Raw genomic sequence first — 23,866 nt, 5'->3', positions numbered from 1 at the left:
CATTCATTGGTACCTGGTAATAAGACCTAGAATAGCTTTTTCTGGCTGGCTTTTGCGGCCGCTTCCTTGCTTGTTTTGACGCCCATTTTTTTGAGGATTCGGTTGATGTGATTTTTGATCGTACGCTTCGTGATGTGGAGAGATTGTTCAATCTGCGTCTGCGTATGACCTTGGTGGATTAGTTGTAGGATGTCTCTTTCAGCGGGAGATAACAGCTTTTGATTTTCATCGTTTTTCAAACGCAAAAATTCGTTGCGCAGTGCCGCAGCTGCCGTAGGGTGAATGGCAGATTGGCTGTTGTGAGCAGCACGGATGGCGTCGGGAATTTCCTTGAAGCTCGATTTGCTGATGTAATTGACGGCACCCGCTGAGAAGGATTCCACGATCACTGCCTCGTCTGTCAGAGAGGTGAGCATGATGATTTTACTGTCAGCTCGGAGTGCCATGAATTCGATTGCTGTCTCGATTCCGTCCAAATTGTTCTCGGTCAAGTTAATGTCCATTAAGACGACATCCGCTTTGGCAGGCAAAAAGCGCTCGATTGCTTCTGCTTTGAACCCGGCTTCCCCTACTACAGTGAGATCCGGTTCTTTGTTCAGAAAGTCAATGAGACCTTTACGCCAGACGGGATCGTCCTCTACTAAAAATACCCTGATTGGATTCATGTGTGTTTGCGTCCTTTCGCTATTCAGAGTCGGTTGTGATGACGCGCTTTTTCGGGAAGAACAGGAAAACGGTGGTTCCTTTGCCTGGCTCACTGTAGATTTCCAGCTGGCCCTGATGCTTTTGCATGACATTGTAGCAGTAGGAGAGCCCAAGACCAAAGTTTTGTCCTGTTCTTTTTGTCGAGAAAAAAGGATCGAGTACATGAGGCAGGTTCTCTTTGGTAATGCCTGTGCCTGTGTCCGCGACAGTGATGATGAGATGCTTGTGGGACAAAAATAGCTGAAGATGGAGCTTGCCGCCCGACTTCATGGCTTCCAGCGCATTCATGCACAAGTTGGTGATGACTTCGCGCAGCTGTACGCCATCGCCATACAAGCGAAGTGTTTCATCCAATTCAGTAACGACTTCTACCTGCTGTTTCAGGATATAAGGCGTCAAATTTTGTGTGACTTGCCCGATGATTTGGCCGGGGTCACATGGTTCTTCGCGCAGCTCGACGTCGCGTAGCTGGTTTTGAATCCGATTCATCATGTCCAGCATATGCTGCGAGGATTGCATCAGGATAAGCGCGTCTTCTTTTAGCGACGGCTGGTTGGTTTCATCCGCATATGTCTCGATACGGTCGGCATACAGGGAGATTTTGCCTGCTTCATTTTTGATCGTATGGTTAATGATTTGCGCACCGGAAGTCAAGGCGCGCAAGGTACTGTCCAGACGCCTTTTTTCTACGCGGAGACGGACGCCAAGGAAGCCGTATTTCAGACTGATGGCAACGATCAGGATAAACTGGATCGTGACTACGAGCATGTTGTAGCGCCAAGCTTCGTAATCGTTCTGGATACGCATGATGTAGATGAAAATAAAGACAAAAAACAATGGAACGATGATGAGTACGTTCGTGAAAAAGCTGTTTTTTTTCACAAGTGGATCTTTTTCCCGCATGTACTGCACGACAAGCAGCGTACAGGAGAACAGAAAAAACGGAATCACCCATGCCACCATAATCCAGTAGTTAAAAAGCAACGCGGGATAAACGGGTGTAATCCAAAGCATCCCAAGCGGCATGAGAAGAGCAGCGTATTGTATCGTCAGCTTTACCCTGCGAGACAAAAATTCAGCTGAGTGTACGGCAAACATGAGAAACGTGTAGGGCAAACCCGCTTGGCAAATAAAAGAAGAGATGCGGCTTGCCAATATCAAGGTGTTCGTGGTCCCGGGCTTTGCGGCCAGGTAATCTGCAAAATGGGGCATAATCGTTTCGTCAATCACGCCTGAGATAAAGCCCCCAGCCCCAACAAAGGCTGTCGCACAAGCCCAGCGGATCGATGTTCGTTTCGGGTCTGTGAACAGTACGAACAGACCTAATGCCCATATGGTAAACAAGATGAAAACCATCATGGATTTGCTATCTCCTGTCAATCATTATTTATCTATTATATCGTACACCAGGGAAAGGAGACGGAAAAATAAATCATCGGGACAAAAACGGGGGGAGGGGGAAAAAGCAGCAAGCAGGTTTTTCCAAATACTCGTGGAATTGAAAAGGACTGGTAGTGCATTTCGTGACTTTCTATCTATTCAACGGCGGGTGATAGAGTGAAACGATTAGATTTAATATTCCAGACGTTAATAGACGCTGGTCCTGATAAAAAGGTAAGTGCTTCTGAGTTGGCTGAGCGGCTTGGCTTGAGTCGAGCGAATGTGAGCAGTGATTTGAACCGGCTGTGGAAGGAAGGCCGAGTCGAGAAGGAAGAAGGGCGTCCGACGCTGTTTTTTGCCAAGCAAGGAAACGATTCGCTCTATTTGGCGGAGACGTCGCTGGACAGACTGGCGAAAACCAACAAGAGCTTGATCACGCGTATTGAGCAGGCAAAGGCGGCCGTTTTGTATCCGCCGCGAGGGATGCATTGCTTGATTTTGGGAGAGACGGGTGTGGGAAAATCGTGGTTTGCCGGGATGATTCACGAGTTTGCCGTTGATATTGGACGCCTGGATAAGCATGCTCCTTTCGTGATTTTTAACTGTGCCGATTATGCCAACAACCCGCAGCTCTTAATCAGTCAATTGTTTGGAGTCAAAAAAGGGGCGTACACCGGAGCGGAGATGGACCGCAAAGGACTCGTGGAAAAGGCAGACGGTGGCATTCTATTTCTCGATGAAGTGCATCGGTTGCCTGCGGAAGGACAGGAAATCTTTTTTACCTTTATGGATAAGGGCATATTCCGCCGCGTAGGGGAAACAGAGATGGAGCGGACGGCTCACGTCCAGATTGTCATGGCCACGACAGAAAATCCGGAGTCGAGTCTCTTAAAAACGTTTATGAGGCGCATTCCCATGGTCATCAAGCTGCCATCTTTGGTTGAGCGTGGCTTGGAAGAGCGCTTTAGTATTACGATGGAAATTTTTCAAGAAGAGGCTTTTCGATTGGGGAGAGAGATTCAGATATCGGCCAATGCTGTGCAGGCATTCTTGTGCTATCACTGCCCGAATAACATTGGACAGTTAAAAACGGATATTCAGCTCACCTGCGCCAGCGCCTATGCCGAATTCATTTCGTTAAAAAAGAATCAGCTGCACGTGTCGGTTCAGGACCTGCCGCATCATGTCAAGCAAGGGCTGCTTTTGGTGAAGGATCACAAGCAGGAGCTAGATGAAATCATAGGGACGGAGCACAATTGCTTTGTCGTGCAGCCATCAAAAGAGGGCATCTGGATCGGGAGAGAAACAGGGGATACGACGGACAGTGTCTATGAAAAAATCGAGCAAAAAATATATGAGCTGCAAAACCTCGGGGTAAGTGAGGAAGAATTGGAGTTTGACATCGAGAATTATTTTACGACCTTTATCAAAGGTGTCCACCAACGCGTGAATAAGGGCGACATGGCCCGGATTATCGACCCGTTCATCATTCACCTCGTGGAGGAGATCGTTCGCTTCGCAGAGGCCAAGCTGGAGAAGATTTTGAGCCAAAAGGTGATCTTTGGTCTCGCGTTGCATATTCAGACGTCGAAGGAGCGCCTCGCGCAAGGCAAGCAGATCGTAAATCCGCAAATCAACCATGTGCGAATCAAATACAAGAAAGAGTTTGCTGTGGCGCTAGAGTGCGTGCGCATGATAGAAGAAGCGATACTCATGGATCTGCCGATTGGTGAGGCTGGATATTTGACCATGTTTTTCGTGCTCGACGATGTCAGCATGGAGGAAGAACGGGAAACAATCGGGGTGCTCGTTATTACGCACGGCAGCGGCGGTGCGACAGCGATGGTCGATGTGACGAACCGATTGCTGGTCACACAGTATGCGAGAGCCATTGACCTGCCGCTTGAAGAAGATTCCATGAGTGTTTTGGAAAAAGCACTGAAAGTAGCCAGAGAGATCGGGAGCAAGGCTGGATTGCTGTTGCTAGTGGATATGGGGTCGCTGCTCGGCTTTGGCGAAATTATTGAGCGGGAGATCGGCATTCCGGTCAAGGTCATTCCGATGGTCAGCACGCCGCATGTGATTGAAGCCACTCGAAAGGCCATGCTCGGTCATTCGCTGGAGGATGTTTACCGAGATGTCGTGGGCATTTCGCTCTATCAGCGGGAGGAGCAGCCGAAGGAGCAGGTGCAAAAGCATGTTCCGGCGCTGACGATCGTCGCTGCCTGCCTGTCTGGGGAAGGCAGTGCCTTGTTTTTGAAAAAGCTGCTGGAATCGAGGCTCCGATACGATGATAACCTGCTGGAATTTGTGCCGCTGCAACTGATCGATAAGGCACAGGCACGCAGTCAGCTTCGAAAAATCAAGGAGGAGAGAAAAATTCTGTTCGTGGTGAGCAATTACATTCTCGACCGAGAGCTGCGCCACCATAGCATGGACGATGTTTTGAACGGAGAGGCGATGGCTGATATCCAGCAAGTGATTGATCTGGAAGAGGCCTACCTGAAGATGCAAGAGTCGCTGGGGGAGCACCTGCAAATGGTAGAGGGGCAAGATATTCTCGCAGACGTGAGAATGTGTGTCGGCCGTATGGAAGAGCGACTGAACAATTACTTGGTTTTTGACACGCGAATTGGGGCCTACTTGCATATTTGCTGCCTGGTAGATCGTTTGAAAGCAGGAGTGCAATCCGTGGCGTATATTCAAAAAGAAAGTTTTTTGCAGGAGAATCGCAAGCTGTACAGCTTAATCCGCCATGAATTATTGCCGCTGGAAGAGAAGTATGAGGTAGCGATCAGCGAAGACGACGTTTGTTTTATCATGAATTTCTTCATACACAATAAAACACTGGCGTAACCAGTGTTTTATTTTTTTGACTTTTCCATATTCAAAATCAAACACTACAGCGCTTACATAAAAACACTAATGGGGAGGGTAGCCAATAAGGTCGCGAAATATGACTAACCATGCGGTTTTCTTGGTAAGCGCATACATTTTTTGGTGTTTTGGCACGCAACTTGCTCTTACAGTAAGGCATCACTCGTTGAGAGGAGGGGGTACAATGAATATTTTATTGTGTTGTGCAGCGGGTATGTCGACAAGCTTGCTGGTTCAAAAAATGGAGGAGGCTGCCAGAGAAAAAGGGTTGGACGCAAAAATATGGGCAGTTTCCGCAGATGAAGTCAAAAATCATATCGATCAAGCAGCAGTGCTCTTGTTGGGGCCTCAAGTTCGTTACAAGCTGACAGAGATGAAAAAAGAAGGGGCATCCAGAGGAATTCCTGTAGACGTAATCAGCACGGTCGATTACGGAACGTTGAACGGGAAAAACGTGCTTGAGTTTGCACTTCGTCTAAAACAGTAGGAGGGGGATGCGTGTGGGCGGATTTATTTCATTTATGGAAAACCGCATGATGCCGATAGCAGGAAAAATGGCGGAACAAAAGCATCTGCAGGCCATTCGTGACGGAATTATCCTTACTTTGCCTTTGTTGATCATTGGTTCACTGTTCCTCATCATTGGCTTCATACCGATACCTGGTTATGACGAATTCATGAGCGGAGTTTTCGGCGAAAAATGGCGGACGAAGCTGCTGTATCCGGTAGGCGCTACTTTTGACATCATGGGATTGATCGTCAGTTTTGGCGTCGCCTACCGACTAGCAGAAAAATACAAGGTCGACCCGCTGTCGGCTGGAGCGATTTCTGTTGCTTCCTTCTTGCTCGCTACTCCGTATAAAGTAATGTTCACCCCTGAGGGAATGAGTGCAGCTCAAGAGGTAGGCGGAGTCATTCCGGTTACGCTCATGGGTAGCCAGGGATTGTTCGTAGCCATGATATTGGCGATTTTAGGAACCGAGATTTATCGCAAAATCATCCAAATGAAAATCGTCATCTCCATGCCACCCGGAGTCCCCCCTGCTGTTTCCCGCTCTTTTGTGGCATTGATCCCTGCGGGTGCTGTGCTTATCGTTGTCTGGCTGATTCGGATTCTACTGGAAAACACCTCTTTCGAAAGTATTCATAATATTGTAAAAGATTTGCTTGTCGGACCATTGAGTGTGGTCGGCAGCAGCTTGATTGGCGCCATCATCTGCGTGTTGCTTATTCATATACTCTGGGCTGTTGGTTTGCATGGTGCGGCGATAGTCGGCGGCATTATGAGTCCCATCTGGCTGACACTGATGGACCAGAACAGAGCGGCGTTTCAGGCAAATCCGAACGGTGAATTGCCGAACGTCGTCACCACGCAATTTTTTGACATGTGGATATATGCAGGGGGATCAGGTGCCACTTTGGCTCTCGTTGTCCTGATGGTATTCATGGCACGAAGCAAACAGATGAAAAACATCGGCAGACTCTCGATCGGACCTGGTTTGTTTAACATCAATGAACCGGTCATTTTCGGAATGCCGATCGTCATGAACCCGCTCTTGATTATTCCGTTTGTGTTTACCCCTGTCATATTGGTTATTATCAGCTATTTTGCGATGTCGCTCGGATGGGTAGCAAAGCCAAGCGGAGTATCTGTTCCTTGGACGACACCATTATTTGTCAGTGGATATTTGGCTACGGGCGGAAAAGTATCGGGGATGGTTCTTCAAGCGGTGAACTTCCTCATTTCGCTCGCGATTTACTACCCGTTCTTTCGCTTGTGGGATAAACAAAAGGTAAGTGAAGAAAAGGCTGGTACTGCTTCCGATACAGCTGTGACTATGTAATCGCTAGAGGAGAGGCTATCTATGAAATTGATTGTGAATGCAGACGATTTTGGGTATTCCAAAGGCGTCAATCTGGGCATCGTCGAAGCACATCGGGAAGGAGTCGTTACTTCTGCGACCTTGATGGTCAATATGGAGGGGTTCGAGCATGCTGTAGGGCTGGCCAAAGAACATCCATCGCTCGGAGTAGGCATTCATCTGGTACTCACATGCGGAGCGCCAGTCAGTCAGGATGTACCATCGCTAACGGATGGAGAGGGGCGTTTTCGACGCGGGCAAGATCATTTGATTTCTGCTGCACCGGAGGAGATCGAGCGGGAGCTGCGGGCTCAATTGGAGAGGTTCGTGGCGTCGGGGCTCAAGCTGACGCATATCGACAGCCACCACCATGTACATGCACATCCAGCCGTTTTGCCGATTGTTCTGAAGCTGGCAGAGGAATATAGGGTGCCAGTTCGCTATCCGTGGATGTCCGGGACACAGGAGCAGCGAGACCAATCGAGTGTTTTGACGACAGAAGGCTTTTCTCATCATTTTTATGGAGACGACCTAACCGTACAATCCTTCGTCAAGATCGTAGAGGATATGGCAGATTATCCTGTAGTGGAGATTATGACGCACCCTGCTTATTTGGACGAAGCGCTACTGACAGGCAGTTCATACGCAAAGCAACGAACCACAGAATTGAAAATCTTAACAGCAGCAGAGTTAAAGCAGTACATTCGTGATCAAAAAATACAGCTCGTGACTTTTAGCGAACTTGGATAGGTGGAGATAGAATGGACCATACAGACGTTATTTTTCAACTAATCCTTCACGGAGGAAACGCGCGGAGTCTGGCAATGGAAGCGATCGCTCTGGCTAAAAATAGAGATTTGTCAGGTGCAGAGGACGCGTTGAAGCGTGCAGGAGAAGAGCTCAGTCGTGCACACCAAAATCAAACGGCACTTATCCAGAAGGAGATAGCGGGCGAAAAAACTGAGATCAGCATGCTCATGATTCACGCCCAGGATCATTTGATGAACGCGATAACAGTCAAGGATTTGGCTACGGAGTTTGTCGAGCTGTACAGCCAAATCCATGCAGGCAAGGAGGCAGGAGTATGAGCGGAATCAAAATTGTAACGATCGGTGGAGGGTCTAGCTATACACCTGAGCTGGTGGAGGGCTTCATCAAGCGCTACGATGAATTGCCCGTGCGAGAATTGTGGCTGGTTGATATTCCAGAGGGCGAGAAAAAGCTGCAAACAGTAGGTGCCCTGGCAAAAAGGATGGTAGAAAAGGCAGGGGTGCCTATCGAGATCCATTTGACGCAGGATCGGCGAAAAGCACTTGCAGGTGCAGATTTTGTTACGACACAAATGCGCGTGGGTCTGTTGGATGCGCGAATCAAGGATGAGCGGATTCCTTTGAAATACGGGGTGATCGGTCAGGAAACCAATGGTCCCGGCGGCTTGTTCAAAGGCTTGCGTACTATTCCGGTCATTATGGACATTTGTCGTGACATGGAGGAGCTATGTCCAGATGCTTGGCTGATTAACTTCACGAATCCGGCTGGTATGGTCACAGAGGCAGTGCTGCGGTATACCAATCGCAAAAAGGTCATTGGATTATGCAATGTTCCCATCGGGATGAAAATGGGTGTTGCCACTGTTTTAGGTGTCGATCAATCACGGGTTCATATTGATTTTGCTGGATTGAATCATATGATCTTCGGACTGGGTGTGTACCTGGATGGGGAAAACGTCATTTCCCAGGTAATCGACAAAATAACGGGCGACCAATCCGGCATTACGATGCAAAACATTTTGGACCTTGGCTGGGATAAAGATTTCATCAAAGCATTGGGGGTTCTCCCGTGCCCGTATCATCGTTACTACTACCAGACCCGCACGATGCTTGAGCATGAGCTGGAAGAAGCGGAGCAGAAGGGGACGCGGGCTGAGGTGGTCAAGCAGGTGGAAGCAGAGCTGTTTGCGCTCTATGAAGACCCAGACTTGGATATCAAGCCTCCGCAGTTGGAGAAACGCGGCGGGGCCTATTACAGCGAGGCTGCCTGCAATCTGATTTACTCCATTTACAACGACAAGCGCGATATCCAAACGGTAAATGTTCGCAATAATGGAGCGATTGCCAGCATTCCGGATGATTCGGCAGTCGAGGTGAACTGCGTCATTACAAGAGAAGGACCGATTCCTTTGGCTGTTGGTGACTTGCCTGTTCCGGTGCGTGGACTCGTACAGCAAATCAAATCGTTTGAGCGAGTGGCAGCTGAAGCAGCTGTAACGGGTGATTACCATAAGGCGTTATTGGCGATGAATATTAACCCGCTGGTGCCGTCTGATGTGATCGCCAAAAAAATACTCGATGAGATGCTGGAGGCGCACAAGGAGCATCTGCCCCAGTTTTTCAAGCCCGTCACATAAGGATGGGACTCGTGTGAAATACAAACTCCTCGCTTTAGATGTGGACGGAACGATTTTGATGTCGAACCATACCTTATCCAAAGTAACAGAGCGGGCCATCAGCCAGTTAGTGAAGCAAGGAGTCCACGTCACACTGGCAACCGGCAGGGCGTACCCTTCGGCCAAATCGTTGGCGCAGCAGTTCCAGATCAGCGCACCACTTGTTTCCCATGATGGCGCATACGTCGCAGATCCCAAGACGGACCAGGTGCTGTATGTTCAGCGTATTCCGCATGAGATAGCGGCGAGGATTACAGATATACTCGTATCGCATGGCTTGGATGTCATGTTGCTGCATGAGTCTTATGCTGTCACAAATCGCACGTGGAAGTGGACGGACTTTTTTCCGCTGTTAAATGCCTGGACACTGCGCCAGCTCTGGAAAAATCAATACCCGCTCAAAATCCAGGCTTCGCGGTTGATAGCCGGATACGTCCAAAAACATGAAGTGTGCGCCCCGAAAATATTCGTCACGGGCGACGAGAAGCGTCTGTTGGCAGCAAGACAAGAGCTGGAGAAAGCCGAGCTTCCGGGGATTCGCGTGACGGCATCGGGCGCGAATAATTTGGAAATATTGCCTGTGGGCATCTCCAAAGCAAGTGGTCTTGCCGTAGTGAGTGAGAGGCTTGCGATTCAGCCTGACGAAATCGTTGCTGTAGGCGACAATTACAATGATGCAGAGATGCTCCAATTCGCCGGAATGGGTGTGGCGATGGGCAATGCTCCTGATGATCTGAAACAGCTGGCTCGGCATGTCACGGAAACGAACGATCGGCATGGGGTAGCAGAAGTCATTAGGAAGTTTTTTCTGTGAGCATTCAGACAGGAAGGGAGGCGTGAAATTGATCCGAATGAATCTTGAGGTAGTCGTGAGTGGAGGTCTCCATGCTCGCCCTGCTTCTGTCTTGGTGAACCTGCTCAATCAGTATAGCTCGTCGGTCAAGATGATCTACAATGACAAGCAGGCTAATGGCAAAAGCATCCTCAGCGTAATGGCTCTGGGGGTAAAGACCGGAGATGAAATTATGTTTGAGGTGGAGGGGGCCGATGAGCAAGAAGTGGCTGCCAGTATAGAAGCCCTATTTGAAAGGAACTTTGCCATCTAATAGGGAGAACCACGTAATAAAGCCAGTGCCTGACGATCGGGCACTGGCTTTCCTATTTGATCCTTATGGGTGCTTGCTGAATACGACCATGACTTTGAAGTAATCGCCATCAATCTCGATAGACAGCCTGCCGCCTTGCAACTCTACGATGCTTTTTGCGATAGCCAAGCCGAGGCCAGAGCCTTCGGTATGACGGGATTGATCAGCGCGCTTGAACCGTTCAAACAGTTCCTGTGCGTCAAAGTCGATTTCGTAGGCGGAGACATTTTTGAACGACAGGATAACCTCGTCCTGTGTCTCTGCCAAATGGATCAGGACGCGTGTATTCGGCATGGAATACTTCAGGGCGTTGCCGATCAGATTCTCGAATACACGCCATGTTTTCTTGCCATCCAGAGGTGCGATGATCTTCGGCTGTTCCGTTGTTACACGGAAAGTGAGCGTCGATTGCTCGATTTTGTCACTGAATTCAGCGATGGATTGGTTGAGCAGGGAGGCTACATTCACTTGCTCGATATTCAGTTCCACCGCACCGCTGGACATTTTGGCTGCGTCGAACAGGTCATCGATGAGGACGCGCAGTCGATCTGCTTTGCGATCCAAGACATCGACGTAGTTCTTACGTTCCTCAGGTGTCAAATCTTCCTGCTTAAGTAAGGTAACGTAGTTGATAATCGACGTCAGCGGTGTTTTTAAATCATGAGAAACATTGGTGATCAATTCGGATTTCATGCGCTCGCTCTTCATCTGCTCCTCCATCGCGTGCTTGAGTCCCTTTGTGATGTTATTGAGAGAGTGCGCGAGATCAGATAACTTCCCTTTTTTTACCTTCTGGATCGTAGTGTTCAGATTGCCTCCAGCCATTTCGGAGGCACCTTGCATGATGCGGTTCATCAGTCCTAAGCGTCTAAGCGAGTATGGGAAAACCACGACCATGTAAAACATGCCATACAAAAAGCTGAAAAACAGTAAGCCACCAGACCTTTCGATTAGGGCGACGAATCCGAAACCGATACTCATTCCAAACATAACAGTCAGGATAAACAACGTGGATACTTTGAAGAACATGCCACGATTGGCGTAGCTTTCTTGAAGAAGGACACGTTGTCTGGCGAAGATACTCTTTTGCCACTGTTGCAAGAATCTCTCAGGTTCTTTGTACATGAGCCGCGCCTCCAGCAATTGTAAAAGCAGGTAAGCGGTGAACAAGGATACGAATGCAAGGGTAAAGATATGCTCACCTTCAATCGGCAAGAAGAAAAAGCGCAGGTTCGCCAACATAAGGAAGTACGTAATTCCAAGTACGAACAGCAGACCCATCCGAATATCCAGCGGGATAAGGCGGAACAGAGCCATGCTTTTTGTGACAATAGGCACTTCCGCCGGTTTGCCTGTTCGCAAGTATAAAAAGCTAAAAGCAATGATAAGGAGAGTAACCGTAAGCAAGACAAACTCGCCAATCAGCCGCTCCCGAATGGAATCGTAGTAAAGGGCATCTGCGTGGACCTGACTATATCCGTCTGGTTCTTTTGGGACATAAAAGATACCGCTTAGTTGATTCAGTTGATAAGTGCGATTGATGCTTTCCAAATCCCCGTTCGTATTAGGGAGGTTGATTGTATAGCGCGCATATCGGGCTAGTTCCCATTCTGTAGGTTCTTGCGCGAGATTGGTGTAAACTTTGTTGTTCTTTTTATCGGTGACGTAGTATTTGAAGGAGCCGCTTCGCAAGGTGAGGCTGTTTTTTTGTTCCTCGTACTCGGTATCTCTTTCGGCGATTCTGTTGTTCACCTGCTCCTGATAATGCGACGTTGCTTTTGCGATGTTTTCTTGCAAGCTTTGTGAATATTCTTCCGTTAATTGGGCGACTCTCTCGTTGTCACCCTCACTTTTTGCCCGTTTTATCGAATCTAAGAGCGGGTTATCTTCTTTAATCGTTCGGAGGGTTTCCTCATGCTCTTTTTTTAGTTCGTTGGCTGTCTTCTCGTCCAGCTTTCCTGGAGTGAAGTCTGCATAATCTACATGAACCTTTTTCACCAGCTCGGCAAATGTCTCTAATTCACGATTGAAGCCTGAGCTTTGAAAGTAATTATCCTCATGGAGATTCTCGCGTTTATGGTAGAGATCGGCCATCGTCAGGAGAGCGAGCGAAATACTCACGATCAGGACGATCAGCACGGGCACCGCAAAGCGCTTATTTTTCGATTTTGTATCCAATTCCCCATACCACCTTCAAGTATTTAGGTTCCTTCGGGTTGATCTCTATTTTTTCCCGAATGCGCCGCACGTGGACAGCGACCGTGTTTTCCGCGTTCATATAGGGCTCTCTCCAGACCCGTTCATAAATTTCCTCGATCGAAAACACCCGGCCTTTGTTTTCCATTAACAGCTCCAGGATTTTGTACTCAGTAGCAGTCAGCCGGACCTCGTTACCGTCAATGGCTACATTTTTTGTGCTTTTGTTCAAGGTCAAGCCGCGTACCTGAATCTCATCCTCTGTCATTTGAGCGCTTCCCAGATTGGTAAAACGTCTTAACTGAGATTTGACCCTGGCGATGAGCTCCAAGGGATTAAAAGGCTTCGTCACATAGTCATCGGCACCGATGTTGAGCCCGAGAATTTTATCGGTATCCTCTGACTTGGCAGACAGCATGATGATCGGGATGTTTTTTTTCTGGCGAATTTGAAAGGTGGCGGTCATTCCGTCCATTTTTGGCATCATGATGTCCATCAGGATGAGTTGGATCTCTTCATTCTCCAGTACTTCCAACGCTTCCAGTCCATTGCTAGCCTTGAATACGGTCATGGATTCATTTTTAAGATAGATTTCGATTGCGTCGCGGATTTCAGCCTCGTCGTCGACTACGAGGACTTGATATTTGGTCATGATTCGTCCCACCTTATGAATGCATTCATAGTACTATCTTAACGCCCAGCTCTAACAAAACAGTAATGAAATGTCTTACAAATTTCTTAATAAACTGCGTTCGGGAAATGCTAGCTGATAGGATCAAGCTGATAAATAAGGTAAGATGTGAGGAAGAATACGAGAAAATTGGTGATTGCTTTGCTGGAATGGACAGGGGAGAGAATCATCCCCAAGCTGTTAAAACCTACGAATGGCATGCTGTTGGAGCACATAGCCAGATATTATTTTGCTGCTCCTTATGTAAAAGGCAGGGTGTTGGACATTGCTTGCGGTACTGGCTACGGATGTCATATGATCGCAAAGGATCGAAAACGAGAGCTGACAGAACTGATCGGAGTCGACGACGATGAGGCGACGATATTGTATGCCAATCGGGAATACAACCATCAAAAGATTACATATCAGCAGGGTGACGCGCTTGATCCGGCGCTACCCGAGCAATTGGGGTTGTTTGATACGATTTTGAGCTTTGAGACCATTGAACATGTCGCAGACGATCTGCTGTTTATGGATAACTTGTATCGGATGCTGAAACCAGGCGGTACGCTCGTGCTGTCCAGTCCATTTGGCAGAGGGCGGGGCAAAGAGACGAGTGAGCCCTTCCATGTTCACCAGCTGACGCCGGAAGAATTCGCGGAGCTGTTTGTACGCTATTCTGACGTGGATATGTACTATCAGAGAGGCGTTACGTTTGAAAAAACACCTCGCGATGGCGTGCGATATTTTATCGGCATGGCAGTTTGTACGAAATAATTACGGGTTGATTCAAGAATGGAGATGGCGAAACTGGCTGATTTTTGGAGATTGGGAATTCGCAAGGAATTGATACACGCACTACAAGAAAACGGGATTACCGAACCGACACCGATTCAGGAGAAAGCAATTCCAGTCGTGCTCGAAGGAAAAGATGTAATCTCACAAGCACAGACGGGAACAGGTAAGACGCTTGCTTTTGTCCTGCCGATCCTGGAAAAAGCTGATCCGCAAGCTACGCATGTTCAGGCATTGATTTTGACGCCTACGCGGGAGCTAGCTCTGCAAATCACGGCAGAGGTGAAAAAGCTCGTAGCAAAGCTGGATGATATCCATGTGCTTGCTGTGTATGGTGGACAAGACGTCAATCAACAGCTGAGGAAGCTGGCAGGAAAAATACAAGTGGTCATCGCTACGCCGGGGCGTTTACTGGATCATCTGCGGAGAGGGACGATCGATTTATCACAGGTGTCGATGTTTGTCCTGGATGAGGCGGATCAAATGCTCCACATGGGTTTTTTGCCAGAGGTAGAAGATATTATGGCGAAAACTCCATTCGATAAACAGACGATGCTGTTTTCGGCCACCATGTCGGAACAGGTGCAATCACTGGCAAAGCGCTTTATGCAAAAGCCAGTAAATATCAAAGTTCAGGGCAAACGCATCACGCTAGAGGATATTCGCCAAATCGTGGTGGAGACGACAGACCGTGCAAAACAAGCTACGTTATGCAGTTTGCTTGATGAGGAACGGCCGTTTCTCGCGGTGATTTTTTGCAGGACGAAGCGCAGAGCGAGTAAGCTGAATGCTGCGCTGCAAGGTCTCGGTTATATTTCTGACGAGTTGCACGGCGATTTGTCGCAGGCGAAGCGCGAGGATGTCATGAAGCGATTCCGCGAGGCAAGAATTCAGTTTCTGGTCGCAACGGATGTGGCAGCGCGCGGGCTTGATGTGGAGGGTGTCACGCATGTGTTCAATTACGACATTCCGGAAGATGTGGACAGCTATATACATCGGATTGGTCGAACGGGGCGAGCCAAGGAAAAAGGGACCGCTTTTACCTTGGTAGCGGCGAAGGATTGGGGGCAGCTAAGAGAGATTGAAGAAGGGATCAAACTGTCTCTGGAGAGGCGTGAAATGGATCGCGGAGAGCAGGGAGATGAGAAAAAGCAAAGGCCTGAGAGGGAGCGAGCCGAGAAAGCAGAGCGGCGCGGGGACAAGCAGGGCAGAGAGGCCAGAGGGAAAGGAAAGTCCGCTGAGGGAAGACAACAAGGTTCTAGAGAGCGACGGGATGGAGATGGACGACGTCAAGCTCAAGCAAAGGGAGGCAGTTCTGAGCGTAATTCAGGGAAACGTGAACGCGTAGAAGGTCGCTATGAGAGCAACTCAAAGGGCAGAGACCGTGCAAAAGGCGGGTTCGAACGCAAGCCGAAGGACGGTAACCGAGCAACAACAGGTGGCTTTGATCGTAAACCGAAGGAAGGTAACCGAGCAACAGGTGGATTCGAACACAAGTCGAGCAATTCCAAGCGCAAGCCAGTGCCTGCACAACGCGGCTCAGCCCGTCCGAATGCAAAACAAGGCAATCGAGCAAGCACTGCTCCAGCAAAACGTACCACTCGCAAAAAATCGAGATAGCCATCCAGGCAAAAAAAGACCGTTCCAGCCAGTAAAAAGGCAGGAGCGGTCTTCTTTTTATTCCGGTTCCGTGTCCGGAAATACCCGTGAACGTGTGAGGAAGCGTACCCCCTCAGGTCCTTCCAGCGAAAACATTCCGCCCCGCCCATTTACGACGTCAATGATGAGCTGCGTATGCTTCCAATACTCATACTGCGCTTTGCCCATGTAGAACGGGCAACCACCGATCTCGCCCAGCAGAACGTCCTGCTCACCTACAAGAAATTCCCCGAGCGGGTAGCACATAGGGGAGCTGCCATCGCAGCAGCCCCCTGACTGGTGAAACATCAGGTCACCGTGTTTGGCGCGAAGCCGTTCTATTAATACCAGTGCAGCATCTGTCGCGAGCACTTTTTCTGGCTGGCTCATTGATCAAAAGAAGCCCAGAGCTTGATCGCTGTAGCTGACCAGCAGGTTTTTCGTTTGTTGGTAGTGAGACAGCATCATTTTGTGTGTCTCACGGCCGATACCGGACATTTTGTAGCCGCCAAACGCTGCGTGAGCCGGGTAAGCATGGTAGCAGTTGGTCCAGACGCGACCAGCCTGGATTTCGCGTCCCATGCGGTAGGCTGTGTTCGTATCGCGTGTCCATACACCTGCACCCAAGCCATACAACGTATCATTTGCCATGGCGAGCGCTTCTTCTGTATCCTTGAAGGTCGCTACGGAGACGACCGGACCGAAGATTTCTTCTTGGAAGATACGCATTTTGTTGTGCCCTTTAAAGACAGTTGGCTGGATGTAGTAGCCGCCCTCGAGATCACCTGCAAGCTGTGCACGAGCTCCTCCAATCAGGCATTCTGCGCCTTCTTGTTTGCCGATATCCAGGTAGGAGAGGATTTTTTCTACCTGCTCCAAGGAAGCCTGTGCGCCAATCATCGTATCCGTATCGAGCGGATTTCCTTGCTTGATATTGGCTACGCGTTGCAGGGCACGCTCCATGAATTGGTCGTAAATGCTTTCGTGAATGAGCGCACGGGATGGGCATGTGCAAACCTCGCCTTGGTTGAGCGCAAACAGTACGAATCCTTCAATGGCTTTGTTAAAGAAGGCATCGTCTTTTGCAGCCACATCCGGGAAGAAGATGTTTGGCGATTTTCCGCCCAGCTCCAGCGTCACCGGAATAATATTTTGGGAAGCGTATTGCATGATCAAGCGCCCTGTGGTCGTTTCACCCGTAAAGGCGATTTTCGCGATGCGGTTGCTTGAAGCGAGAGGTTTACCCGCTTCCAGACCGAAGCCGTTCACGACGTTGACGACGCCAGGAGGGAGCAGGTCGCCGATCAGCTCCATCAGCACCAAGATGGAAGCAGGTGTTTGCTCCGCTGGCTTGAGGACGACGCAGTTGCCCGCAGCCAAGGCTGGAGCCAGCTTCCATGTAGCCATGAGCAGTGGGAAGTTCCAAGGAATAATTTGACCAACGACACCGAGTGGCTCATGGAAATGATAAGCGACCGTATCGTTATCGATTTCAGCGAGTGTACTTTCTTGAGCGCGGATTGCTCCGGCGAAGTAACGGAAATGATCAATCGCCAGCGGGATGTCGGCCGCAAGTGTTTCACGAACGGGCTTGCCGTTTTCCCACGTCTCTGCATTTGCCAGCATCTCCAGATTTGCTTCCATCCGATCCGCGATTTTTAACAAAATATTCGCGCGCTGTGCAACAGAGGTACGACCCCACGCGTCTTTTGCCTCATGGGCAGCGTCCAGTGCCAGCTCAATATCTTCGGCTGTCGAGCGGGCTACCTCGCAAAAGACCTTGCCTGTTACAGGTGATACGTTTTCGAAATACTCACCTTTCACTGGCGGAACCCAATTACCCCCGATGTAGTTTTCATAGCGGTTTTTGAAAGTCACCTTGGAACCGGCTTGGCCGGGCTGAGCATAGATCATTGCGAGCGCCTCCTCATTTATCACATATTTCTTTACAGCCCTCTCTAAAAGCAAGTCTCGTACCAACGTGAAAAAGCTCGAAATGACAGCGTTTTCTTGAATGGATGAGGGTAGAAATTGTTCCATAATGGAGCATGTTGTGTTCCGTATTGGGACAAAAGAGTGGATATGTGTCGGAAAATGACCGATGACGGCTAGGGGTGTAAAACATGTTTGACATGTCTCGTTGTCTTGCTCTATAGTTTGGGTGTAAAAGGTTTTTTACACCCACCTGTAAATGGAAGGTGAACAACTCCATGAAAAATCGAATAAAGGAATTTCGAGAAAAAGGGAACATCTCGCAAGGCAGGTTGGCTGAGCTGTGCAAGGTTAGCAGACAGACGATCAATGCGATAGAGAACAACAAATACGACCCGAGCCTGCAATTGGCTTTTGATTTGGCGAGCAATTTAGGGGTAACGATTGACGAGCTGTTTCAACCATACAGTGAGGAGTGAGAAAACCATGAAAAAGTTCAACGTGATTGTTTCATCCATCCTATTGTTGGCGATCGCAGGGCACGGAGGCTATCGGTGGGTTCGTTATGAGATGCTGGATGCAAGCACGATCATTTTCGGTTGCATTGCACTGTCGTACTTGTTGAACTCGATCACCTGGGGAGACTACGAGGGCGGGAAATACAGTGAAAGTGACGAATTGGACAAGCATATCAAGACGCAAAGTGCGAGAATCGGATACTATGCGCTTATGGTGCTGTCTGCTGCGGTCCTGTTTCTGTCGGAAGGGGTTACTGCACTTAATGACATTCAAAATATTCCTTTAGCAGTCGTCGTCGGTTTGACGTTCATTGTGGCGCCAATTACGGAATTTTTCTATTCGCGGAAATTCAGATAAATAGCAGCCAGTCGGACAAATGTGCTCGTGGTTCGACTGGTTTTTCTATAGCAAAGACTCTCATGTTATACTGAGAGGGAATGATTTTTGGGGGAGGGAATCGTGTTGTCGACGATTGTTCAGCAATCTTGGAAGCGCTGTCAGAAATCGAACCTCAAGGCTACGGAGAAGGCCAATGATCAAATCATTTCTGCCCGACGAATCAAAGAAATCATTCAGGATAATCACCCTCTGATTCGTGAAAGTCTCCCGCTTTTTAACAAGCTTGCTCCCTTTTTGTTATCGACTGAGCACATTGCACTCTTGTCTGACCGGGAAGGAAATATTATACAAACGATCGGGGACCCGGTCTTCGCCAACCAGGCACAAAAAGTACAGCTGCAAATCGGAGCGAACTGGACAGAAGATTACAAAGGAACCAACGCGATTGGGACAGCACTGATCGCGCAACAGCCGATTCAGGTACAGGGAGAGCAACACTACTTCTTGGAAAATCGCTTTCTTGCATGCTCGGCGGCACCTATTTTTTCACCAGCGGGTGAGCTGCTGGGCATCATTGACATTAGTACGCGTAAAGAATATTCCCACCCGTTTGCCCTAACCATTGCTTGCATGATCGCAGAAGCTCTGCAAAACCGCTTTTTGTTAGCAGATGCGGAACGCGTGATTGCCTTGCCAACATCATCAAGCTCAAGAGATGGTCGAGAAAAGCTGGCACTCGTCGGCTTGGATCGGGACGAGCGTATCGTGGGCCTAAATGAAGCCGCGCAGCAGCAGCTCGGAAAGGAAGCCTTGGGGACAAGAGTAAGTGCGGAGCAAGAGCGTGCTGGCCGTCATGTGAAAGATCATCGCCCGCGTTTTTGGTCTGCGGCACCCAAAGTACAGCTGAAGCCCTTTCCGCGTCTAGCTGGTTCATGCCCGCTCTTCCTGCAGGCAAAGATGCTCGGACAAAAGGCTGCTCAGGTAGACTTTCCTGTGATTATTTTGGGGGAGAGCGGTACGGGGAAAGAGCTGTTCGCTCAGATGGTCCATGAGACAGGTCCGCGCTCGCATGAGCCGTTTATCGCAGTGAACTGCAGTTCAATTCCAGAAAATTTGATCGAGAGTGAATTGTTTGGATATGAAAGCGGATCATTCACAGGGGCGCATCGGGAAGGTAGAATCGGAAAGTTTGAAGCGGCGAAAAAGGGCACGATCTTTTTGGATGAGATCGGGGATATGTCTTTGCGTGCGCAAGCGGCACTGCTGCGCGTTTTGCAGGAAAAGGTCGTCACCCCGGTGGGGAGCAATCAATCCCGCCCGATTTATGCGCGGATCATAGCCGCTACGCATAGAAACCTGTCAGAGGAGATCAAGGCGGGACGTTTTCGGGCTGACCTGTACTACCGGCTCAAAGGGGTCACCATTCATTTGCCGTCGTTGAAAAAGCGCAGTGATATCATCCAGTTGGCGGAGCATCTATTGCAGCAGATCGACACAGAACAACCATACATACTGACCACGGAAGCAAAGGATAAGCTGTGTGCTTATTCGTGGCCGGGCAATATCCGGGAACTGCAAGGCGTGCTGATTCAAGCGGTGTTTTTGGCAGAGGGGGACACCATTGATTGCGATCACATCCAGCTCGAGGGATTGATGGAAGCCGATACGTCTGAGACTTCGGATCATGCCATACCTTCGCTGCGTGAAACAGAGAGAAAAGCGATCAAAAAGGCGCTCGAGAAAAGTGGCGGTAATGTCAGCAAAGCGGCTAAAATGCTGCAAATTGGTCGAAATACGTTGTACCGCAAAATAGAAGAATACCAGATTGGAGCACCGATTAATCAGGAAGAGCCATAATGGATGAAACGGTATGGCTTGAAGTGAATAAATGTTGCAATGTGTGTTGCAACATTTTGTTGCGTTTGTTTTGCAATGTCACCTGACAAGTGAGGCATGGAGAGAACGGATGATAGCCTTTTATCCGGTCAGGGGTATGATACGGAGCTTGGCATTAATCATGCAAGGGATAGTTTGTATAAAGTCGAAAAATTTAGATTTTTAGGAGGGAGACCGTTGCTACACTATTCCATTGCAGTAATTCCAGGAGACGGAATCGGTCCCGAGGTCATGGAAGAAGGCCTGAAGGTGTTAGGTGCCATAGAAGAGAGTCACGGCGGCATTCGGTTTGCTCGTGATGTCATGGATTGGAACTGTAGCTACTATCTCCAACACGGCAAAATGATGCCGGAGAATGGACTCGGTATTTTAAAAGACTATGATTTGATTCTGCTTGGTGCGATTGGTGCGCCCGAGGTTCCTGATCATGTCTCTGTGTGGGAGTTGATCTTGCCGATTCGCCGGGCATTCCAGCAGTATGTGAACCTTCGCCCGGTCAAGCTGCTCAAAGGTCTGGAAAGCCCTCTTCGCTATAAAGGGCATGCCGATTTCGATTTCGTCGTGGTGCGGGAGAACACAGAGGGTGAGTACTCCAATATGGGAGGGCGCATGCATCAGGGTACACCGTACGAAATGGCGGTGCAAAACAACGTGTTTACCCGGTATGGCACAGAGCGCATCCTCAAGTACGCTTACGCACTGGCGGAAAAACGTTCGAAAAAGAGTGTGACCGCGGCAACGAAATCCAACGGCATTAACCATTCCATGCCTTTCTGGGATGAGATCGTCAAGGAAGTCAGTCAGGAATACTCAGGTATTCAGACCAATTTGTATCATATCGACGCACTCGCTGCCTATTTCATCACGCGACCAGAAACGTTTGACGTCGTTGTCGCGAGCAACTTGTTTGGGGACATTTTGACCGATCTGGGGGCGGCGATCGTCGGAGGTTTGGGCTTGGCTCCTTCCGCGAACATCAATCCGGAGCGCAAGTATCCATCCATGTTTGAGCCCATTCACGGCTCTGCGCCAGATATCGCGGGCAAAGGAATCGCCAATCCGATCGCACAAGTATGGAGCCTCGCCATGATGATGGATCATCTCGATCTGCCAGAGCTCAGTACGGTCATCATGAACGCCATCGAAAACGTGTTGCAGGATGGCAAGGTGCTCACTCCTGATCTTGGGGGAACGGCGACAACGAAAGAATTGGGAGACGAAATCGTTCGCCACATCTATCAAACAACGAGATAAATATGAGGGAGGAAGAGGACATGGAAGCGAGATCGTATGATTTGTACATCGGTGGAGAATGGGTGAAAACCGAGAGCTACATTCCCGTCCTTCACAAGTACACGGGTGAGTGCATCGCGCGTATTGCCAAGGCAGAGCAGCAGCATGTAACAGAAGCGGTGGAAGCTGCGTGGGAGACGTTTAAGACAGATAAATTGACTCCTTTTCAACGATACAAAATTTTGCTGAAAGCCTCTGAGCTAATGGAGGAACGCCGGGACGAGCTGGAGCGATCCTTGATTCGTGAAGTGGGCAAAACGCGCAAGGACGCGATGAATGAGCTGGATCGGACGATCAATACACTGCGCTTGTCAGCAGAGGAAGCCAAGAAAATTCACGGGGAAATGATTCCGCTGCAAGCAACGGAAGGCTCAGAAAACCGTCTGGGCTTTACCATTCGGGTGCCAAAGGGAGTGATTGGGGCCATTACGCCGTTTAACTATCCCTTGCTGCTCAGCACGCACAAGATCGCGCCAGCGCTAGCCGCAGGAAATACGCTGGTGGTTAAGCCCGCTACAGTCACGCCTATCGCAACCTTTCTGTTAGTGGAGATTCTGGAGGAAGCAGGCCTGCCTAAAGGCTATGTAAATATCGTGACGGGGGCAGGCAGTCAGGTAGGGGAATGGCTGCTGGATGAAGAACGCATCGCCATGTACACCTTTACCGGGTCAGGAGAAGTCGGTCGCCGCATCAAGGAGCGAAGTGGCATGCGTCCCGTCGCGCTAGAGCTGGGCAACAACTCTCCCAATATCGTGCACCTCGATGCAGATTTGGAGCTGGCAGCCCGTCAAACAGCCGCCCGCAGCTTTCACAATGCTGGCCAGGCGTGCATTGCTGTCCAGCGCATTTACGTGCATGAATCGGTTATGCAGGCGTTCAGTGACTTGTATATCTCGCATGTCCAGCAGTTGAAGGTAGGGAACCCGGAAGATCCGGACACGGATGTCGGTCCGATGATCAGTGAAAAAGAGGCGAGTCGTACTGAGGAATGGGTACAGGAAGCGATTAGCCAAGGGGCCAGATCGCTCCTGCCTGTCAAACGGGAAGGGGCACTCTTCTATCCTGCTGTGTTGGTGGATACCAGGCCAGAGATGAAGGTGGTTTGCCGGGAAGTGTTCGCGCCCGTTGTTACGATCATTCCGTACAGTGACCTTGAAGATGCTTTTACACAAGCGAACGATTCGGAGTACGGCTTGCAGGCGGGGATTTTTACCCGTGATTTGAACATCGCGATGAAAGCGGCGCGTGTGCTGGAGTACGGTGGCGTGGTGATCAACGACGTATCGACCTACCGCAATGACGTCATGCCATACGGCGGAATCAAAAACAGCGGGCTGGGCAAGGAAGGTCCGCGTTACGCAGTCGAAGAGATGACCGAAGAGCGAATGGTAGTGATCAACCTATGAATGGGCAGCTTTTGCAAGGAAAAACGGCGATTGTAACAGGGGCAGCGTCAGGAATGGGCAAAGCCATTGCGATGCTTTTTGCGGCCGAGGGAGCCAACGTCATTCTGGCTGATTTGAACAAAGAAGCGGCAGTATCAGTCGCTCAAGAGCTGCCACAAGGGAAAGGTCATGCGGTGCAAACGGATGTGGCAGACGATACGAGCGTTGCTGCACTCGTGATGGAAACGCTCGGAGCGTACGGCTCGATCGATGTTCTGGTCAACTGCGCGGGTGTTCCGCAAGCGTTTACTCCTATTGAGGAGCTGACCTTGGAGCAGTGGGATCGCATCATGTCTGTGAACACGAAGTCGGTCTTTTTGACGACAAGACATGCGGTTCCCCACATGAAAGAGAAGGGGAAAGGCAGCATCATCAACATCGCTTCGATTGCCGGGATCAGAGCCCGTCCGGGGCTGAATGCGTACTGCGCGTCCAAAGGGGCCGCTATCATGTTGAGCAAGGCACTGGCGATTGAGCTCGCTCCTTTTCAAATCCGGGTCAATGTTATCAATCCGGGGCCGGCAGAGACGCCGATGCTGGGTAAGTTTATTAATGGAGATGAAGCGCAAGTAGAGGCCGGGAAAAAAGATATTTTCATCAGCAGTGTCCCATTGGGCATGTTGATTCAGCCGGAGGATATCGCGCAGGCGGCTCTCTATTTGGCTTCAGATCTATCCAAAATTGTCACGGGCGAGGTCATGAATGTAGACGGCGGAAGAGGCATCTAA

At 49.5% G+C, this 23,866-nt stretch carries 22 protein-coding genes; 16 read left to right on the top strand and 6 right to left on the bottom strand.

Annotated features, from left to right (window positions below; all coding sequences use genetic code 11):
* Positions 1 to 26: 26 nt before the first annotated feature.
* Both C7R91_RS08445 and C7R91_RS08440 read right to left on the bottom strand, forming a co-directional pair.
* Positions 27 to 665, bottom strand: a complete 639-nt coding sequence (locus tag C7R91_RS08445) for a response regulator (RefSeq protein WP_047070042.1) — start codon at positions 663 to 665, stop codon at positions 27 to 29.
* A gap of 19 nt (positions 666 to 684) precedes the next feature.
* On the bottom strand, positions 685 to 2,064 hold the full coding sequence (locus C7R91_RS08440; RefSeq protein WP_047070041.1) for a HAMP domain-containing sensor histidine kinase: 1,380 nt from the start codon (positions 2,062 to 2,064) through the stop codon (positions 685 to 687).
* Positions 2,065 to 2,262: 198 nt separating this feature from the next.
* Here C7R91_RS08440 and C7R91_RS08430 point away from each other — a divergent pair, with 198 nt between their 5' ends.
* The 8 genes from C7R91_RS08430 to C7R91_RS08395 all read left to right on the top strand — a co-directional run bounded on the left by C7R91_RS08430 (position 2,263) and on the right by C7R91_RS08395 (position 10,376).
* Entirely contained in the window at positions 2,263 to 4,941 is a 2,679-nt protein-coding gene (locus C7R91_RS08430; RefSeq protein WP_047070039.1) for a sigma-54-dependent transcriptional regulator, read from the top strand.
* Positions 4,942 to 5,146: 205 nt separating this feature from the next.
* Positions 5,147 to 5,449, top strand: coding sequence for a PTS sugar transporter subunit IIB (locus tag C7R91_RS08425; RefSeq protein WP_015893830.1), 303 nt, complete (start codon positions 5,147 to 5,149; stop codon positions 5,447 to 5,449).
* 7 nt (positions 5,450 to 5,456) lie between these two features.
* The gene (celB, locus tag C7R91_RS08420; RefSeq protein WP_047070038.1) at positions 5,457 to 6,806 is read left to right on the top strand and encodes a PTS cellobiose transporter subunit IIC; all 1,350 of its coding nucleotides are present in this window, start codon (positions 5,457 to 5,459) and stop codon (positions 6,804 to 6,806) included.
* A gap of 21 nt (positions 6,807 to 6,827) precedes the next feature.
* On the top strand, positions 6,828 to 7,574 hold the full coding sequence (gene chbG / locus C7R91_RS08415; protein ID WP_047070036.1) for a chitin disaccharide deacetylase: 747 nt from the start codon (positions 6,828 to 6,830) through the stop codon (positions 7,572 to 7,574).
* Positions 7,575 to 7,585: 11 nt separating this feature from the next.
* A complete protein-coding gene (locus tag C7R91_RS08410; RefSeq protein ID WP_047070034.1) occupies positions 7,586 to 7,912 on the top strand; it encodes a PTS sugar transporter subunit IIA in 327 nt (108 codons plus the stop codon).
* Positions 7,909 to 9,231 (top strand): 6-phospho-beta-glucosidase, encoded by a 1,323-nt coding sequence (locus tag C7R91_RS08405; protein ID WP_047070033.1) that lies wholly within the window; start codon positions 7,909 to 7,911, stop codon positions 9,229 to 9,231. The genes C7R91_RS08410 and C7R91_RS08405 overlap by 4 nt, the downstream gene beginning before the upstream one ends.
* 13 nt (positions 9,232 to 9,244) lie before the next feature.
* On the top strand, positions 9,245 to 10,084 hold the full coding sequence (locus C7R91_RS08400; protein WP_047070031.1) for a Cof-type HAD-IIB family hydrolase: 840 nt from the start codon (positions 9,245 to 9,247) through the stop codon (positions 10,082 to 10,084).
* A gap of 28 nt (positions 10,085 to 10,112) precedes the next feature.
* A complete protein-coding gene (locus tag C7R91_RS08395; protein ID WP_083995077.1) occupies positions 10,113 to 10,376 on the top strand; it encodes an HPr family phosphocarrier protein in 264 nt (87 codons plus the stop codon).
* Between the two features lie 63 nt (positions 10,377 to 10,439).
* Here C7R91_RS08395 and C7R91_RS08390 read toward each other — a convergent pair whose 3' ends face one another.
* Both C7R91_RS08390 and C7R91_RS08385 read right to left on the bottom strand, forming a co-directional pair.
* Positions 10,440 to 12,593 carry a sensor histidine kinase gene (locus tag C7R91_RS08390; RefSeq protein ID WP_047070029.1) on the bottom strand — a complete coding sequence of 718 codons (2,154 nt, stop codon included), beginning with the start codon at positions 12,591 to 12,593 and terminating at the stop codon, positions 10,440 to 10,442.
* Positions 12,571 to 13,263, bottom strand: coding sequence for a response regulator transcription factor (locus C7R91_RS08385; RefSeq protein ID WP_047070028.1), 693 nt, complete (start codon positions 13,261 to 13,263; stop codon positions 12,571 to 12,573). The genes C7R91_RS08390 and C7R91_RS08385 overlap by 23 nt, the downstream gene beginning before the upstream one ends.
* Before the next feature lie 168 nt (positions 13,264 to 13,431).
* Between C7R91_RS08385 and C7R91_RS08380 the strand changes: the two genes are divergently transcribed.
* Complete coding sequence (locus C7R91_RS08380) at positions 13,432 to 14,058, top strand: class I SAM-dependent methyltransferase (protein WP_083995076.1); 627 nt, start codon at positions 13,432 to 13,434, stop codon at positions 14,056 to 14,058.
* An 18-nt stretch (positions 14,059 to 14,076) separates the two neighbouring features.
* Positions 14,077 to 15,696, top strand: a complete 1,620-nt coding sequence (locus tag C7R91_RS08375; RefSeq protein ID WP_047070026.1) for a DEAD/DEAH box helicase — start codon at positions 14,077 to 14,079, stop codon at positions 15,694 to 15,696.
* A gap of 57 nt (positions 15,697 to 15,753) precedes the next feature.
* Here the strand turns inward: C7R91_RS08375 and C7R91_RS08370 are convergent, their stop codons facing one another.
* Positions 15,754 to 16,104 (bottom strand): DUF779 domain-containing protein, encoded by a 351-nt coding sequence (locus tag C7R91_RS08370; protein ID WP_047070024.1) that lies wholly within the window; start codon positions 16,102 to 16,104, stop codon positions 15,754 to 15,756.
* 3 nt (positions 16,105 to 16,107) lie between these two features.
* On the bottom strand, positions 16,108 to 17,628 hold the full coding sequence (adh, locus tag C7R91_RS08365; protein WP_047070023.1) for an aldehyde dehydrogenase: 1,521 nt from the start codon (positions 17,626 to 17,628) through the stop codon (positions 16,108 to 16,110).
* 296 nt (positions 17,629 to 17,924) lie between these two features.
* Between adh and C7R91_RS08360 the strand changes: the two genes are divergently transcribed.
* The 6 genes from C7R91_RS08360 (at position 17,925) to C7R91_RS08335 (ending at position 23,866) form a co-directional block, all read left to right on the top strand.
* The gene (locus C7R91_RS08360; RefSeq protein WP_047070021.1) at positions 17,925 to 18,125 is read left to right on the top strand and encodes a helix-turn-helix transcriptional regulator; all 201 of its coding nucleotides are present in this window, start codon (positions 17,925 to 17,927) and stop codon (positions 18,123 to 18,125) included.
* A 7-nt stretch (positions 18,126 to 18,132) separates the two neighbouring features.
* A complete protein-coding gene (locus C7R91_RS08355; protein WP_047070019.1) occupies positions 18,133 to 18,522 on the top strand; it encodes a hypothetical protein in 390 nt (129 codons plus the stop codon).
* Positions 18,523 to 18,627: 105 nt separating this feature from the next.
* Complete coding sequence (locus tag C7R91_RS08350) at positions 18,628 to 20,361, top strand: sigma-54-dependent Fis family transcriptional regulator (protein ID WP_047070017.1); 1,734 nt, start codon at positions 18,628 to 18,630, stop codon at positions 20,359 to 20,361.
* 216 nt (positions 20,362 to 20,577) lie between these two features.
* Positions 20,578 to 21,654, top strand: coding sequence for a tartrate dehydrogenase (locus tag C7R91_RS08345; RefSeq protein WP_047070016.1), 1,077 nt, complete (start codon positions 20,578 to 20,580; stop codon positions 21,652 to 21,654).
* A gap of 20 nt (positions 21,655 to 21,674) precedes the next feature.
* Complete coding sequence (locus tag C7R91_RS08340) at positions 21,675 to 23,099, top strand: aldehyde dehydrogenase family protein (protein ID WP_047070014.1); 1,425 nt, start codon at positions 21,675 to 21,677, stop codon at positions 23,097 to 23,099.
* Positions 23,096 to 23,866, top strand: coding sequence for an SDR family oxidoreductase (locus C7R91_RS08335; RefSeq protein ID WP_047070013.1), 771 nt, complete (start codon positions 23,096 to 23,098; stop codon positions 23,864 to 23,866). Before C7R91_RS08340 ends, C7R91_RS08335 begins: the two co-directional genes overlap by 4 nt.

The organism is Brevibacillus formosus (assembly GCF_003013405.1).
Classification (GTDB): Bacteria; Bacillota; Bacilli; order Brevibacillales; family Brevibacillaceae; genus Brevibacillus; species Brevibacillus formosus.
This window is presented reverse-complemented; position numbering and strand designations above follow the sequence as displayed.